This window comes from Parabacteroides johnsonii DSM 18315, from assembly GCF_025151045.1.
Classification (GTDB): domain Bacteria; phylum Bacteroidota; class Bacteroidia; order Bacteroidales; family Tannerellaceae; genus Parabacteroides; species Parabacteroides johnsonii.
Genome location: NZ_CP102285.1, coordinates 1,306,760 through 1,323,816, shown reverse-complemented (window position 1 = coordinate 1,323,816; position 17,057 = coordinate 1,306,760). Strand labels below are relative to the sequence as shown.

General features: G+C 49.5%; 15 protein-coding genes. All 15 read right to left on the bottom strand.

Annotated features, from left to right (window positions below; genetic code table 11):
- Window positions 1-6 precede the first annotated feature (6 nt).
- The 15 genes from NQ564_RS05420 to NQ564_RS05350 all read right to left on the bottom strand — a co-directional run bounded on the left by NQ564_RS05420 (window position 7) and on the right by NQ564_RS05350 (window position 17,035).
- A complete protein-coding gene (locus NQ564_RS05420; protein WP_008148370.1) occupies window positions 7-768 on the bottom strand; it encodes a cupin domain-containing protein in 762 nt (253 codons plus the stop codon).
- 152 nt (window positions 769-920) lie between these two features.
- A complete protein-coding gene (locus NQ564_RS05415; protein WP_008148371.1) occupies window positions 921-2,015 on the bottom strand; it encodes a chorismate transformation enzyme, FkbO/Hyg5 family in 1,095 nt (364 codons plus the stop codon).
- Window positions 2,012-3,787, bottom strand: a complete 1,776-nt coding sequence (locus tag NQ564_RS05410; RefSeq protein ID WP_008158024.1) for a YncE family protein — start codon at window positions 3,785-3,787, stop codon at window positions 2,012-2,014. Before NQ564_RS05410 ends, NQ564_RS05415 begins: the two co-directional genes overlap by 4 nt.
- Window positions 3,788-3,793: 6 nt before the next feature.
- Window positions 3,794-4,603 (bottom strand): IclR family transcriptional regulator, encoded by an 810-nt coding sequence (locus NQ564_RS05405; protein WP_008148377.1) that lies wholly within the window; start codon window positions 4,601-4,603, stop codon window positions 3,794-3,796.
- Between the two features lie 172 nt (window positions 4,604-4,775).
- Window positions 4,776-5,867: an ABC transporter permease gene (locus NQ564_RS05400; RefSeq protein WP_036608518.1), complete on the bottom strand. Its 1,092-nt coding sequence runs from the start codon at window positions 5,865-5,867 to the stop codon at window positions 4,776-4,778.
- Window positions 5,868-5,872: 5 nt separating this feature from the next.
- The gene (locus tag NQ564_RS05395; protein WP_039848134.1) at window positions 5,873-7,009 is read right to left on the bottom strand and encodes an ABC transporter permease; all 1,137 of its coding nucleotides are present in this window, start codon (window positions 7,007-7,009) and stop codon (window positions 5,873-5,875) included.
- Window positions 7,010-7,047: 38 nt separating this feature from the next.
- Window positions 7,048-7,776: an ABC transporter ATP-binding protein gene (locus NQ564_RS05390; protein WP_008148381.1), complete on the bottom strand. Its 729-nt coding sequence runs from the start codon at window positions 7,774-7,776 to the stop codon at window positions 7,048-7,050.
- The gene (locus NQ564_RS05385; RefSeq protein ID WP_008148383.1) at window positions 7,773-8,705 is read right to left on the bottom strand and encodes an ABC transporter ATP-binding protein; all 933 of its coding nucleotides are present in this window, start codon (window positions 8,703-8,705) and stop codon (window positions 7,773-7,775) included. Before NQ564_RS05385 ends, NQ564_RS05390 begins: the two co-directional genes overlap by 4 nt.
- A 66-nt stretch (window positions 8,706-8,771) precedes the next feature.
- Window positions 8,772-9,665, bottom strand: a complete 894-nt coding sequence (locus tag NQ564_RS05380; RefSeq protein WP_008148384.1) for an HlyD family secretion protein — start codon at window positions 9,663-9,665, stop codon at window positions 8,772-8,774.
- Between the two features lie 479 nt (window positions 9,666-10,144).
- Window positions 10,145-11,464, bottom strand: a complete 1,320-nt coding sequence (locus NQ564_RS05375) for a TolC family protein (RefSeq protein WP_039848136.1) — start codon at window positions 11,462-11,464, stop codon at window positions 10,145-10,147.
- Window positions 11,465-11,477: 13 nt separating this feature from the next.
- Window positions 11,478-12,125, bottom strand: coding sequence for a TetR/AcrR family transcriptional regulator (locus NQ564_RS05370; protein ID WP_039848116.1), 648 nt, complete (start codon window positions 12,123-12,125; stop codon window positions 11,478-11,480).
- A gap of 121 nt (window positions 12,126-12,246) precedes the next feature.
- The gene (locus NQ564_RS05365) at window positions 12,247-13,227 is read right to left on the bottom strand and encodes a glycoside hydrolase family 43 protein (RefSeq protein ID WP_370009012.1); all 981 of its coding nucleotides are present in this window, start codon (window positions 13,225-13,227) and stop codon (window positions 12,247-12,249) included.
- A 123-nt stretch (window positions 13,228-13,350) separates the two neighbouring features.
- Window positions 13,351-14,556, bottom strand: a complete 1,206-nt coding sequence (locus NQ564_RS05360; protein ID WP_008158041.1) for an L-serine ammonia-lyase — start codon at window positions 14,554-14,556, stop codon at window positions 13,351-13,353.
- Window positions 14,557-14,660: 104 nt separating this feature from the next.
- A complete protein-coding gene (locus NQ564_RS05355) occupies window positions 14,661-15,791 on the bottom strand; it encodes an acyltransferase family protein (RefSeq protein WP_008148396.1) in 1,131 nt (376 codons plus the stop codon).
- Between the two features lie 128 nt (window positions 15,792-15,919).
- Window positions 15,920-17,035 (bottom strand): acyltransferase family protein, encoded by a 1,116-nt coding sequence (locus NQ564_RS05350; RefSeq protein ID WP_008148399.1) that lies wholly within the window; start codon window positions 17,033-17,035, stop codon window positions 15,920-15,922.
- Window positions 17,036-17,057 lie beyond the last annotated feature (22 nt).

Genomic DNA, 17,057 nt, shown 5'->3' with positions numbered 1-17,057 from the left:
TACTTATTATAACGCAGCTTTCGTATTGGTGAAGCGCAAGCCGTCATTATCGTGGTAGCATGCCCATTCATCAACAATAGCACCTTCAGGACCAGCCATCATAAAGTGGAACGATTCCAGCTTTTTCAGGCGGAGAACATCACCTACATTCTGTACGACAAAGTTTTTGCTCTTGATCGCACCGTGGGTAGCGGGGATAGCAGGGGCGTTCGGAGTCTCGTCGCCAATTTCAGAGAAGTTATAGACCCATCCCTTTTCAACCATCCAGGATTCATGTTTAGCCGGAAATTTAGTCTTTACATGCGCATGTTCGGGGATCATCTGTCCCGGAAGCAGGTAGATCGCATGAGCGAAGTAGCCGTATTCAGGATCGTTGATCCAGAAAATACCTCCCATACCTACGTTTTCAAAATCGCCCAGACCGAAGTCAGTCACCCACATGTCCTTAGCCATCAATTCGGTGAAAGGAACACCATAGAAAGCGAACATGTCTTTCATTGCTTCCATAGCAACATCCTGTTGGAACTTGCCGTCTTTGTAGAAATCGGCATTTGTGTACTTCTTTGAATACTTCATTTCTTTATTAATTTTACAGTTAGCATTGTTGTTACATTCATTCTTGCAGTTGCTTCCGCACTGTTCGGTACATTGTCCTTCGCCTGCCGCTGCGCAACAGGTAGCTTCGCCAGTAGATGTTTTGCCGGTACAGGCAGCCATAGAAAGCAGAAGGGCTCCCATAACGGCTGATTTCATAAGATTCTTTTTCATTTTTTTCTCTTGTTTATTTAGTTAGTACTATTTGTTCCTTACCTATTCCCTGCCGAAGAAACTTTTGTTTCCATAAGGTGAAACGACTGTTTCATGCCGAGGAAACTTTTGTTTCATGCCGAGGAAACTTTTGTTTCATGCCCATGAAACGTTTATTCGATGGCGATCCCTTCTATTTCGATCAATAACTCATCCCGGCAAACGTCCGCCCACATATAAGATATGGGGATATTCAAATTATATCCTTCCAGCAGTTCGCGTGCTTCCTCATAGAAGGATTTCTCTTTCAGATAGACACGCAGCATTTTCAGCTTCGCTTTACCGATCAGCTGATCGATGTTTTCCATCGTGATATGGAGCTGGCGTCCGAGTCCTACCCCTACCAGGCTTTCTTCTCCGCGGATAGCGGCCGTACCGGAAATGTAGACGATCCGACGGCCATCGAAAGTCATGCTCTTGGCCCGTTCGAACTTAGGTGTCGCCTTCTTCTGCTGGGCAGCTTCGAGGACCTGGTCCGAATAGGCATGGGCAGCTATCTGCAACTTATTGTCGATCGGTGTGGCGTAACATTCGGGGCGGGCGAATACGGCTGCATCCAAGTCGACCAGGATACCACCCAAGTTGGCTCCGATACCGGTAGCAGCCGGATAACCGTTGTTCCAGTCCGTCTTTCCATAGAAATCGGCGCGGGCGTTGTTGAACATCTGGTAATGCTGGTCAGGCCCGTCGAAGCGGGTGATCTGCTCGATATAGTTCCACTGGCGGATGATGCTGTTTATGGGGAAACCTTCCCGGCGCATCACCTCTCCCATCATATGGAACACCTCGGCAGACTGTTGCTGGATACCGAAGTTTATCACATCTCCGTGGAAACCTCCGGCAAAGAGGAAACGGCCGTCGGCATTTTCCAGCATGACATACGGGAAACCACCATGACGGCGGAAGGTGATATGATCGTCTTCGTTCGCTTTGTAGCTATGGACCTCCAGGATCAATCCGGCATTCAGAGGAGGCTGTGAAACGTAGCTCAGAACCGGTTCATGATTCCCGTAGGATTTACGGATCTTCTCGCGCAGCATGATACGACGGGAGACATATTGCTCGTTGTCGCTCGGCATGCCGAAGAATGCCAGACGGAGGATCTGCTCGTCCCCAGGCAACTGTGCCAGCAGGGCGTCTACCATCTCACCAAAGGTAGCCAGCCCGGTCGTATAGATATTATAATGTATTTTATCGCAATAATTCATAAAGAGTTCACATATTCGGTTAATGCTTCGATATCTTTCTCTGAGACTTTTTTCTCGATGCCGTGCTTATGGACACTGAACACCTCTTTCATGGTAGCGGCACGTCCGTCGAACAAATAAGGAGCCGTACGCCACACCTCACGCAAAGTCGGAGTATCCCAACCTTTTTCGAACTCTATATCTTCACCGATACGGTGGTATTTCATATCCGTATAGTAGACACCGCTATGGCATTCCCCGCATTTCAACTTTTCGAAAACCTTCTGCCCTTCCTTTGCCAAATCAGACAACTCGCCGTTCACCAAGTAAGGACTGGGCACGGGACGAAGTGATTTCATGTAGGCATCCACACAAACGGCATCTTCTTCGGAAACATCATAAAACTGGATAAAGTTAAAGCCGGCCCGCACAGCCCGTTCTGCATGTTCACGGATACCGGAAATCATGTTGGGAGGAGTCACATGGCTAAAGAGCATGCTCTTGCAGTTCTTGGAGTTGCCGACACCGTCGTTCATCAAATCCCAGTTCATACCGTCCGTCCGGGCATCTCCCGGATGGCAGCCGTTACAGCTCTGCCAGTTCTGGAAGCAGTGCGAAGCATCGTTGAAGTAGCGTTCGCCCTTGTTTTCAGCCGTTTCTTCGCGTCCGGGATTCAGTTCGACCGACGTCACTTCGTTCGTATTGATATCCATTATGTTCAGGACATCGGCAAAGTAAGTCGGGATAATCAGCTTATCACCGTTCAGGATCATATTACGAGGACCGTTCCCCTCCAGCGGGATACGTTCGCGAAGGCCGTATAAGAAAGTCAGGTCGTAATCCAACACCGCCTTATTGGGATAGTTCAGGAACTTCTCCAACATCGCCTTATGGTCGATCACGCTGACCTCGTGTGTTCCCGAATGGGAGATGAAGACAGACTCTTCGTTACAGGCAATACTCCAGATACCGGCCGCACCCCGTTCGGGCTCATCCACGACGATGGCTCCCAGGAACTCCTGCTTGTCGACATCGATCACACTGAAAGCACTCGTGTTCATCCATCCCTGCTGCAACTGAGAAGTAGGAACGGTGAAACGCCCTAAGTTATGAGATACATATATATATTTGCCGTCGGGCGTTATACAGATTCCGCGGAGGGCGTTGCTTCCGTTTGCCAACTGGATGTCCTTCACCTTCGTGAAACCATCCATTTCGATGACGGAGACACAAGCGGCCACATAATCGAGATCAGCCCGCTGTGCAGGGAGGAAGTTCGTGACAAACATATATTTGCCGTCCTTGCTGAACACGGCGGACTTCGGTTCGCGCAACACCTTCACCGTACGCATCACCTTACGGGCCACCGGATCGATTTCGGAGATCGTGGTCTGGAACTGGTTACATACATATATATGCTTCTTGTCCGGACCGAACATCGGATGGCATGCTCCCGAACCGGTCGGAATGGAAGCCTCTACCCTTCCCGATTCGAGCGACAGGATCTGTAAATGGCCTGTCGTCCCGAATGTAGTCACATACGCCTTATCGCCATCCACAAGGATACCGGTAGGCGGCTCGTCCATCGGGAAAGAGCGCAGCAATGTCTTACCATCAGGCGAAAAAACATCAACCCGCTTTACCCCCTTATCCGTCATCAACAACTCACCTTTGGCATTCGTCACGACATCTGTCGGGAAGAATGGTGGGTTGCCTGCTGAAGCAAAGGAGAGGCAACAGCAGGCAAAACAAGCCACCAGTGAGTTTTTAAACATGTATTTTCGTGTGTTCATGGTATATTATATTTTTTTTGCTTTACTATATCCCAACTCAAGAGAAATCGTCTGGGCCACTTTCCTTATACAGTCTGCCGAAGCCCGTACGACCTCTTTCGACAGTCGGTCCTTCGGACCTGAGATCCAGATTGCCCCGCAGGGATAACCCGTATAATTAAAGATAGGCGCCCCGATGCAAATCACACCGTTCAACTCTTCCTCGTTATCCATAGCATAGCCCAATTTCCGGACTCTTTCAAGTTCCTCCAGATAAGCGTCACGTGTAGTAATAGTCCGGGCGTTGTAGCGTGTAAATTCCATATAAGACAAATACCGGTCCCGGACTGTATTCGGCAGATACGCCATGATCGCCTTTCCCGGAGCCGAACAATGCAAATCGAAAGGTTTCCCCGGCGAGAGGATAAAACGGAACGTATGATGTCCCTGTGCCTGCTCGATAAAGATACCTTTCCGGTCTCCCAGCACGCCGAAGCATGCCGTCTCTTTTACCTGATCGCGCAAATCGCGTAAACGAGGCAAAACAGTTTCCAACAAATTGTGTTCGTTCAGTGATCTGAATCCCAAAGTTAGCAATTTACGGGATAACTTGTACCGTTTTGTATCTTCATTATAAATCAAATAATCCAGACGGACCAACGTATTTAAAATACGGTAGGCCGTGGTCTGCGAAATATCAAGGGCGGACTTGATATCCTGAAGCGTCTCACCCTGGGTGTGAAGCGACAAGTACTCAAGTACAGCGATCCCTTTTTCGAGATTCGGAACCTTGTAGTTCTCTTCTGCTTTTTCCATATTTGGAATAACGCTTTCCATATTTGAAATATTGTTTCAGATTTGAATCAAATATAAAAGAGTGAGAAGAAACGAAGGCAGGATGTTTGTAAAAATTAGTTAAGTATGTCGTAAAACACATTATAGTTGAAAGGTGAAAGGTGAAAGTGAAAATAGCAACGCAAAGCAACTTTCAACTTTCACCTTTCAACTTTCAACTCTTCTTGTAGCTGACGATAGCCAATATGTTAAAGAACACAGCAAACAGGCAAACGGCAATGAAGTGCCCGGTGAGGTCTGACAAAGTGCTGCCTTTCAGATAAACCATCCGCATCACTTCGACTAAATAGCGGAGCGGATTGATACGTGTCAGTTCCTGCGCCCAGACCGGCATACTGCTGACCGGTGTGAACATACCGCTCAGGAGGACAAAAATGATCATAAAGAAGAAAGCCGTGAACATCGCCTGCTGCTGGGTGGACGAGACGGACGAGATCGCCAGACCGAAGCCGGTAAACGCTATCAGGTAGACGGCCGCAAACAAATAGATGATCCCCATATTGCCCACCGGCAACAACCCGTAGACAAGCCAGGCAATACAGGCGCCTATCGTGAGCAGGATAAGACCGATCACCCAAAACGGTATCAGCTTGGAGAGCAGGAACAGAGCTTTCGGGACAGGTGTCACGTTGATCTGTTCGATCGTTCCTTTCTCCTTTTCGCTCACGATGTTCAGGGCGGAAAGGAAACCTCCGATAAGCGTCAGCAGGAAGGCCATGATACCAGGAACCATATAGTTCTTATAATTCAGATGCGGGTTGAACAGGTTCGTGACACGGATTCCGCCCTCTCCGGCCGATACGGGCAAAAGACTCTTCTCCTGATTGAAATCCTGGATGATGGACGCGAGGTAGGAACTGCCGATTCCCCCCTTCGTCCCGTTCACTGCATTGGCGGCAATCAGAAGCTCGGCCGTTCCCTCCCGCCCCAACCGTTCTTCAAAACGGGACGGGATTTCGAGGATGATATCGGCGGCGTTGCTTTCGATGGAAGCTAAAGCCTCGTCATAGCGGGGCGAAACATCCGCCAGACGGAAGTAGCCGGAAGAAAGAACTTTCTCTGTCAGCCTCCGGGAAAGGACAGTATGGTCGTTGTCGACAATACTCAGATTGATATTCCGCATCTCGAAATTAGCGGCAAAAGGAAGGACCATCAGTTGTATGACCGGCAACAGGAAGATGATACGGGGCAGGAAACGGTCCCGTTTGATCTGCTTGAACTCCTTCTCCAACAAATATTTCAGCATCCTCATTATAATCGTATTTTAAAACGTTTCACACTTAGTCCTATCAGCACGACTGCCATCAGGACCAATACGCCTACTTCCTGCAGGACGGAACCGAAGCCCAGACCCTTTATCATGATATCTTTCACGGCGATGATATACCATTTGGCCGGTACGATATTGGAAATGACTTGCAGGATCACCGGCATATTCTCGATCGGGAACATCATCCCGCTCAGCAATATGATAGGGAGCATCAGGACAACAGCACTGATCAGCATGGCGGCCTGCTGGGTGTCGGCTATCGTCGAGATCAGCAGTCCCAGGCACAACGCTACCAAAGCGTAGAGGACAGATACGCACACCAACAGGGACAGGCTGCCATTAATCGGCACATCCAGCAGGAAATACGACAAAGCCAGAATAGTAGCGATATTCACCAAGCTCAGCAACAAATAGGGAGTCGCTTTGGCCAGAATGATATAGACCGGTTTCATCGGAGAGACAAGAAGCACTTCCATCGTCCCGATCTCTTTCTCCTTCACAATCCCGACGGAGGTCATCATGGCACAGATCAGAATCAGAATCAGTCCCATGACACCGGGCACGAAGTTGTACGCGCCTTTCATTTGGGGGTTGTAGAGCAAAGAAATTGTTGGCACAATTCCTTTGCCAGTTGAAAGGTGAAAGGTGAAAGGTGAAAGTTGCTTCGCGTCGCTATTTGCATTTTCACTTTCAACTTTCAACTTTCCACTTTCAACTGCTATCTGCGTAGCATATGCAGATAGCTGCGTCGCTTCGTTCGGATCGGTCGCGTCGACTAATAACTGGATTTCACTTTCACCTTTCACCTTTCCACTTTCCACTATTAAAGCCATCCTGATTTTTCCCTGGCGGAAAAGGACCTGGCCTTCTTCTTCGCTATCGATCATCTTATAGAGTTCGAAATACTCGCTGGCGGCAAAATGGGAAATCATCTTCTGCGTCACCTCGTCCCGGCTCTGATCCAGGATTGCGATAGGCACACGCTTGACCTCCGTCGTGATGGCATAGCCGAAAAGGACGATCAGGACAATAGGCATCAACAGCAAGATCATCATCGTCCGCTTGTCACGGAAGATGTGGATAAATTCCTTTCTAACAAAAGCTCCCCAACTCTCCATCATCTTTCATTCTTTAATTCTTTCATTTTTTAATTCTTTCATACCCAACTTCCCCTCGCCAACGTATAGAAGACCTCATTCATATTACCAGCCTTGAAAGACGATTTGAGGGCGGAAGGACTATCCAAAGCCTCTATCTTACCGTCTACCATGATGGAGACACGGTTGCAATACTCCGCCTCGTCCATATAGTGGGTAGTGACAAAGACTGTAATACCACGCCCGGCAGCCTGGTAGATCAGTTCCCAGAACTGGCGGCGGGTGACGGGATCGACACCTCCGGTCGGTTCATCCAGGAAAACGATCCGGGGTTCGTGGATGATGGCGACCGAGAAAGCCAGCTTCTGTTTCCAGCCCAACGGCAGGGCATCGACCAGAGTGTTCCGTTCGTTCTCCAGGTCAAGAGCCCGGAGCAGTTCGTCCGTCTTCGCTTTCAACTGCTTTTCCGACAGGCCGTAGATCCCGCCGTACAAACGGATATTCTCCCAGACCTTCAGGTCGCTGTAGAGAGAAAACTTCTGGCTCATATAGCCGATATGCCGTTTGATCTGTTCCGTTTCCTTATAAATATCGAAACCGGCAACTTTTCCCATCCCGGAGGTCGGTGTCGAAAGACCGCACAACATACGCATGGCTGTCGTCTTGCCAGCTCCGTTCGCCCCCAAGAAACCGAAAATCTCCCCCTCGCCTACCGTGAAACTGATATGGTCGACGGCGGTAAAGGAACCGAAGCATTTCGTTAGTTGATCTGTTTCTATTACATTCATCTTGCAAATATTTTATCTATAAAACAGTCCTCAATACCAGGTTTTATCCGCTCAATACCGATTTCCGTATGCCCTTGGGCTTCCAAAAAGGTGCGCAAGCGGTTACGGAAGGACATTTCCCCCTCCTTGTCCACCACATCCCTCGAGATGGAGAAATGATGGGCATCCCCGAAAGAGAAACAGGAATCCGCATCCGGGTATGTCCTGAGATCGAGCAACAGTTTATACATCGAAGCCGACCGGATCGCATACAGATAGTTATCGAACGTACTACGGATGCCTTCCGGCGTATCGACCGACAAGCATCGTCCGTTACGCATCAAGGCAATACGGTCGCAACGGGAAGCCTCGTCCATATAGGGTGTCGAAACCAGGATCGTAATCCCCTGCCTTTTCAACCGGTCCAGCATATCCCAAAACTCCACACGCGAAACGGGATCGACACCTGTCGTCGGTTCGTCTAAGAAAAGAACGTCGGGCCGATGGATCAGTGCACAGCTCAGCGCCAACTTCTGCTTCATCCCGCCGGAGAGCTTCCCGGCTTTCCGTTCCCTGAAGGGTTCGATCTGGACATATATGTCACGGATCAGGTCATAGTTTTCCCGGACAGTCGTATTGAACACGGTAGCAAAGAAGTTCAGGTTCTCTTCCACCGTCAGATCCTGATAAAGGGAGAAGCGTCCCGGCATATACCCTACCCGCCACCGGATCTCTTTATAATCGCGTACGACATCCAGTCCGCAGACCGACGCCGTACCGCTATCCGCCAGCAACAGAGTGGTCAGTATCCTGAACAGCGACGTCTTACCCGCCCCGTCCGGTCCGATCAGCCCGAAAAGCTCTCCTTCGTCGATATGCAACGAGATATCCTGCAAAGCCTGTACCTCGCCGTAAGCCTTATTCACTTCCTGTACAACAATATCCTTCATGAGTAAAACATTTGATAATTAATAATTAGAATACAAGCATAAACCAGTTTCATTATTAATTATTCATTATTCATTAAACCTCACTTCTCCATACTGCCCAATTTTTAAGTAACCGTCGTTCTTGACCGCGATCTTGACAGCATAGACAAGATTGGCGCGTTCGTCTTTGGTCTGGATACCTTTCGGGGTAAATTCCGACTTTTCGGAAATCCAGGTGAGCGTACCGGGATATTCCCTTTGTTCCTTTTCACCGAAATCAACAAAGACACGCACCCCACCGCCGATCTTCAATTTCGTAAGTTGTTCGGCTGTAGGATAAGCACGGAGATACAACAGATCGGTGTCGGCTATCTTATAAAGAGGCTTGCCGGCTGCCGTGACTTCACCGGGTTCGGCATATTTCATAAGGACAGTGCCAGACTTCGGGTTGACGATGCGGCTTTTCTGCAACTGGTCATCCAGCTGCATGATCTGGTAGACGATACTTTCCGCTTCGGCATCCGCCCCTCCTGTCGTTTTATGCAAGGTCGAATATTGTGCATCCAGCTGTTTTTGCAGCACCTTGATGTTGTTGACGATGTCATCGACCTGTTTCTGGTTGCCGGCTTTTGCTTTTACCAGGTTCTCCATACGCTGCTGTTCGCTCCGGGCGACGGCAATCTGCTGTTCGAGGGAAGCAATCTGTTTGCGGATATCCGGTTTCCGGATGTCCACACTACGGAGGCCTGCTTCGAGCTGCTTTTTCCGGAGATAAAGCTGCGTACTGTCCACATAGCCCAGTACGGCCCCGGCTTCGAGCCGGTCACCTTCCTGCAAGTTCAGTTCCATAATCTTTCCGTTCGCCTCCGAAGAAACGATTATTTCGGTAGATTCAAATGTTCCGGTAGCATCAAAGTCGTTCTCATTGCCGCTGCAAGCCAGCAGAGCCAGAGCAAAACTGAATAAAAGAATCGGTTTCATATTGATTGGTATTTAATTTCATAAAATAATGATTTATCTGTTACTTTTGGCTTGATCCAAAAGTAACCAAAAGATCAAGGCTTAACCAGCTGGGCTACTCCGGGCAAAGGCTACGCTGTCGCCTGCGAAACTCGCTTCGCTCAGACAGCGCAGACTCCGGACGCTCCGCCTTTACCCTCCGCTTGACGCCCACCCGCTTAGGCCTTTCTTAGAAAGCTGCGCTTTCTCTTGGGATGGCCGATGCCGACACCTAATATAACAGGCGGTATCGGCCATCCTCAAAGAGCCGTCAGGCTCTATTTTCGGCCTAAGCTGGTGAGCGTTAAGCGCAGTGACCGCAGTGACCGCCCGGAGCGTCTGCTGTTTGAGCGAAGCGAGTTTCAGACGCGACAGCGAACGAAGGGAACGGAGTAGCTCGCCAGGTTAAGCCTTGAACTTTTGGTTACTTTTCTTTCAAGAGAAAAGTAACTGGTAAATCATCATTTGTATCCTTCATTTGTCGTATACATATAATTATAGATAGATTGCAACTGTTGTATCCGGTGTGCGGCTGCCGCCTGGCGGGCCAGATCTTCAGAGTTGATCTCGCGGATAAGATCGGTGACGGAGATCACGCCGTTCGCCAATTTGACCTCGGCCGCCTTCTTGATACTGGAGCGGAGGCGGATGATCTCATCGTCGGCTTTCATCAGATCAGTCATTTTCTTGATCTCTGTGTTCTGCTGCATCAGTTGGAGACGGGTGTTAAAGAGGAATGTCTCCCGCCCAATCTCCACCGCCTGCCGGTTCGTGGCAATCTTCCGGCGATCGTTCTTCAAGGTATACAATTTACCCATATTCCAACTCAGACGGACACCGGCGACATAGAACGGACTGAAACTGTCTTCCAGCATATTCAACCCCGGCCGACCGTAACCACCCTGGAAGAAAGCACCGATACGAGGCATCAGGCCGGCAGTCAACTGCTTGTTCTGCAGTTCGAGCAGATCACTTTTAGCATCCAACGCACGAAGTTCCGGCCGGTTGATCACAGGTGACAACGAAGGAGCCTCCGGCAGCGAAGGAACTTCCAGCACGAACGTTCCGGCATCCGGGCGACCGATCAAGGCAGCCAGCATCTTGCCATAAGCCGAACGGGCCGCCTTCAGTTCGATCTCTTTCTGGCGGGCGTTCAACAATTCGACTTCCATGCTTTCGCGGTCGGACTGATTGGCAACACCGTTCTCCATCATGGCCGAGATACGGTCGATATTGATCTGCAACTCTTTCTGTAGCAAACCGTTCTGGCGGATCAGCTCGTCCTGCAAGAGACAACCGAAATAAAGCTGGTTCACCCGGTCGTTCAAGGTATAAAGGTCGCTGTTCAGCTGTTCCCGGTCAGCTGTCGCCTGTGCCTCTGTCAACTGACGGGTGGAACGGATCACACCACCGTCCCAGATCGTCTGATTCACTTCGGCCACGACCTGATACTGATCCTTGCTAAGTGTCGGGATCTCGATTCCGGGGATGATCGCCGACAGCTTATCGGCATCGAACGGCAGCTTCGTCACATCGCTCTGGTACGTCGCCTTCGCATTGACCGAGAGTTGTGGCATCCAGCCTTTGGCGGCATTGGAGAGGTTATACCGTTCAGTCTGTTCGATCAGCCCATACTGGCGTATCTGCGGATAATTGGCATGCGCCCATTCGTAGCACTCGCCCAGTGTAATACGCTCCTGTGCTCCCGCTCCTTCCGCCATAAGGGGAAAAACGAGTAACAGGGCGATCTGTTTCCAGCCATGCAGGAATGTCTGTTTCATATGCATCCTCCTTTTATTCATTTTTTACGGTTTGTGTCTCGTCCGGCGTCAGCAACCGGACCATGACATCCGTGATAAAAGTCTCTCGTTCCTGTAAGAAATCCTCGAATTTCCGGGGATCGCCTTCAAAGAAAGCACTCGTGAGCGGATTCCTTGCCAACATCGGAAAGACGATCAGGCTCAACAGCGTGGAAGCTGTATAGACCAGCGGAACCTTTTTCAGCAATCCCCGTTCCATTTCTTCCCGCATCTGTTTTTGCAAGAGCAATAACGGCTTGACTTTCTCCGGATCTTTCAAGATCGTCTTGTATAAATGCTCCGGATCACGGTTAAACTCATTCACCACAAAGATCGGAAACAGCGGATTGGCCTGAATCATCGCCGTGTACTGTTCCACAATCTTCGGAATCTTTTCCAGAAAAGAGGTCGGCTCACTTACAATCACCCCGATATTGGGCAACAACGCATCCATCAACTGGCCGAAGATCGCATCGAAAAGCATCTCTTTCGTCCGGAAATAATAGTGCATGGCCGTACGGCTGATCCCAACCTCAAGAGCGATATCTCCCATCTTGGTCGCCTCATACCCTTTCCTGACAAACACCCGTTTCGCCGCTTCGATAACCCGGCTTTCCATGTCCTGAAGTTCTTCTGTACTCATCGCTATAATGTTATTAAATATTTTCTCACTAAAGTCTGACACATGTGTCAAAAGTAGTATAAAAAAACAGGAGTGCAATAGCTACACTCCTGTTTTAATATCTTTTAGCGATTAACTCTTCTTACTTATCTATTGTACGGGCGGGAACACCTTCGAAAGTCATTTTAACAGGATTTATAAATCCATTCTCATCGAAAGTCATCCGGTCGATACAAGTCACACGGTGGTCGCGAGTATTGTCGTTCAGCGGGCGACGATGGTAGACGATATAATAATCTTCAGTATTCGGGACATGCAAGACGGAATGATGTCCGGCTCCCCTCGCTATCGTCGAATCCTGCTCAAGAATCGTGGCGACACGCTCGAAAGGTCCGAAAGGTGAATCGGCAATCGCGTATGCGACACAATAATCGGGACCGGTCCAGCCTCCTTCGCTCCACATAAAATAGTATTTGCCATTCTTCTTAAACATAAACGGACCTTCCACATATTTATCCGGTGTCACCTCCTTATAGACCGTCCCGTCTTCAAAAGGCACCAATCCGGTGAAGTCATCGTTCAGGAGAACGACATTGCAATGTCCCCAGCCACCATAATACATATAGTAGCGACCGTCGTCGTCACGGAAAACAAACTGGTCGATCGGCTGTGCCCCATTCACAATCTCGTTGATAAGCGGTTTGCCTAACAAGTCCTTATACGGACCTTCCGGGCGGTCGCTGACAGCAACTCCAATTCCTCCCACTTCGCCCTCGTGCACGTCGTTGGCTCCGAAGAAGAAATAATATTTGCCATCCTTATTGATGATAGACGGCGCCCACATAGCTCGCTTCGCCCATTTCACGGCAGAGGTATCGAGTACAGAGGAATGCTTCGTCCAATTCACCAAATCCTTAGACGAAAAGCAGTCAAAATGCGTCTGCTTCTCATACGCATCGCTCCAAGTCGGGAAAACCCAGTAGGTGTCACCATAAATGATCCCTTCCGGATCGGCATACCAACCCTCGAATATCGGATTACCACTGGTCGCAACATCTGCAACAGCCTCTTGTTGTTGTTTCGGCTGCCCGCACGAGACTAACGCGGCAGCACACAATAGCATATATATACTTTTTTTCATTTATGATTCCTTGATTTAATTTATGATTTATGATTTATAATTTATGATTTATGCGATATAAAGCGTATCAACACATAAATCATAAATTATAAATCATAAATCTTTTCATTTCTGTTCCATATTCTTAGCCAACCCTCCTTCGGATGTTTCCTTATAAAGACTCGGCAAGTCGTTTCCGGTCTGACGCATCACTTCCACCACCTGGTCGAAACTTACCCGATGCTTGCCATCGGAGAAGTTGGAGAAGGTGTTTGCATCCAGCGCACGGGCTGCCGCAAAGGCATTACGCTCGATACAGGGAATCTGGACCAATCCGCAAACAGGGTCGCAAGTCAATCCCAAGTGATGCTCCAGCCCCATCTCGGCCGCATACTCAATCTGGGCAGGCGTTCCCCCGAACAACTGGCTGGCTGCCGCAGCCGCCATAGCACAAGCCACACCGACCTCTCCTTGGCATCCTACCTCGGCTCCGGAAACGGATGCATTCGTACGGACCACATTACCGAACAACCCGGCAGTAGCCAACGCCCGCAAGATGCGGGAATCACGAAAATCGCGCGACTCTTTCAAATGATAGAGCACAGCCGGCATCACACCGCACGAACCGCAGGTCGGAGCCGTCACGATCTTACCTCCGCAAGCATTCTCCTCGGAAACGGCCAACGCATACGCATAGACCATCCCACGGCTTTTGATGCTGCTGCCATACCCTTTGGCACGGATCATATAGTCGGATGCCTTACGCCGGATTCCCAGGCCACCGGGCAAAATTCCCTCGGCCTCGAGCCCGTTACGGACTGCCTGCTGCATCACTTCCCATACTTCGGTCAGATAGTCCCATATCTGCGGTCCTTCGCACTGTTCGACATATTCCCAGTAGGAATGGCCTGTTTTTTCGCACCAAGCCTGTATGTCCTTAATGGTGTGCATTTCGTAGACCTGGCCCTGCGTCAGCTCATTGTAGGTTTCGTTTGCCAGCGTTCCGCCTCCGATACTGTAGATCGTCCAGTTATCCAGTTCCTCTCCGCTTTCGTCAAACGACTGGAACAAGATGCCGTTCGGGTGGAAAGGCAGGAACACCTTCGGTTCCCAGGTGATATCGGTCTTGGCCACTGGGCTCAAAACTTCGAGAATTGCCGCATCTGTCATGTGACCTTTGCCTGTGGCCGCCAGACTACCATAGAGCGTAACGTTAAACCGCACAGCACCCCGATTGCGTTCCAGAAACATCCGGGCGGCACGCATCGGCCCCATCGTGTGGCTACTGGACGGCCCGTGACCGATCCGGTATATTTGTTTGATTGATTCCATTGTTTTGAGATTTATAATTTATAATTTATGATTTATAATTTATGATTTACGATTTATAGTTTATGCATTGATGATAAATCATAAATTATAAATCATAAATCCTTTCACACCTTTAAAAATATATTCCGCTTATAAAGCAGCCACAAAATTACATAAATAATCAATGCGTTCGACGCTGCAATCAAAGCCGGATAATAATTTTCTGTATATTGTTCGAGGCCATGAAAAAGAGATGTCCCTATACATCTGAAACTAATCACGTTAGCCAGCATATAGGCGACAATCGAATTCATGCCGTAGACTTTCAGCCAGGTCAGGTTCTTCCGGTGTCCTTTATAATCGATCCAATAATAGAACACGCCCATCAGCAGGAAGCAGTAACCGCTACTGACCAGCACCATCGAACTCGTCCATATCTTCTTGATCACCGGAAGCTGCAATCCCCACAGCCAACCTAAGGCAACCATCGCCACGCCGATCCCTAACAGCCATTGCCATTTACGTTTCTGATCCATCGCGCTTTTCAGGATCTGTCCGGCGAAAAGCCCGGTCAGCACCGTCACCCCGAAGTTCAGGCTGCTCAGTATCCAGGTATAGCGATATGATTCGGCAAATACGACCTGTCCGTTCTCGACCACGGCAGCATCCCGGAACCGTCCCAGCACAGTACGGTCCACCCATTCGGCCAAATTTCCGTCGGGCGTGTAATTACCCCCTCCATAACCGTCAACCGTAATAAACTGCATCGCTCCCCAATAGACCAGCAAGAGGGCAACCGCCGTCCCGATCTGTACGGAAAGCCGCACATGCAGGAACAGCATGGCTGCGATCAGGTAACCCATCGCAATCGCCTGCAACGTGTTCGAATAAAGATAAATCCGGCCCGGGTCCAATCCTAACAGGTTTCCCTGGCACATCATGCCGAAGATCCAGAGCAATGCCACGCGCTTGATGATACGACGGTACACCGCCCATTTATCCGGCATCGCCTTATAGCGGGAAAGAGCAAACGGCATCGACACGCCCGCCATGAACATGAAGAGCGGCATCACCAGGTCCCACGAAGAGAACCCTTCCCACTGCACATGCGAGAAACCCCACAGAAAGTCATTATACCACGACGCATCTATCGCACGTCCGAGAGGATGCAGAATCCCTTCCAGCGCCACCAGGCAGAACAAATCGAAGCCACGCAATACGTCGAGCGACTCCAAGCGTTTATAAGTAGAGTTCATTATGATTTATGATTTATGATTTATGATTTATGATTTATGATTTATGATTTGTATAAAAAAGATTTCAGATTTATGTTTAATGTTATGTTTTCTGGTCATAAATCATAAATCTGAAATCATAAATCTTCTCACACTTTCAGGAAAATTCGTTGACGATACAAGAAGTACAGGAATCCCCAACAGACGGCAATATAGCCGACCGAGACGATCAACGGCTGAACGGCCTCCGGCATCAGTCCGGCAAGCCCACCGAACAAAGCGTCGGAGGTGAAAGAGAAATTGACGAACTCCTGGGCCAGATAGATCGTGATAGAGTTCACACCGATCACCTTAAAAAACAAGGTCCATTTACGAAACTCCAACACATCGACAACATAAAAAAACAGCGCAAACATCCACACGGAGTATGCTCCGACAACACAGACGAATGAACTTGTCCACAGGTTCTTATTGATCGGAAAGAAAAGGCTCCAAAGCAAACCGACAGCCAACAGGACGGCTCCGGCGATAACCAGTCCGCCCACCTTCTTCTTGTCCGTCAACCCTTCCCTCTGCATCTTGATGAACTCACCCGTAAACATGCCTAACAGGGCGGTCGCAACCGCAGGCACAGTCGACAGAATTCCTTCAGGATCATGCACCGTCAAGTGCAGGCGTCCGGGCAGCAGTAACCGGTCCACATAGCCGACCAGCGAGCCTTCCATCGTGAAGACTCCTGCCCCGTTGCCATCCGGCGCCGGAACAAAAGCCAACAGCAACCAGTAACCGACCAGGATAGCCACCGTGATCCAGACACGTGTGATCGTCCGCGTATTGACAAAGATCAACGCCCCGAACATCCATGCCAGACCGATCCGTCCCAGCACGCTGGCGTAGCGCTGATGCTCAAAATCGAAATTCAGCAATCCGTTGTAGACGAAACCCAACACCACCAGTGTCAGTCCGCGGCGGATAATCTTCCTATAGATATCGGCATCCGTCTTTCCCTGCTCCCGCTGCTTCTCCAATGAGAAAGGAAACGAGATACCGGCAATAAACAAAAACAGCGGGAAGATCGTGTCGTGGTGTGTCAGCCCGTCCCACTTCACATGATGCATCTGGTCACCTATCACCTGAAAAAAAGGATTCGGAAACAACGTTGCCAACGCAACAAAAAGGGAAGCACCTCCCATAATAAAGAACATATCGAAACCCCTCAGGGCATCCAGCGATAGCAGCCGCCGGGACTGTTTTTGTTTTTCCATATACACGATGTCTTTTGAGTTA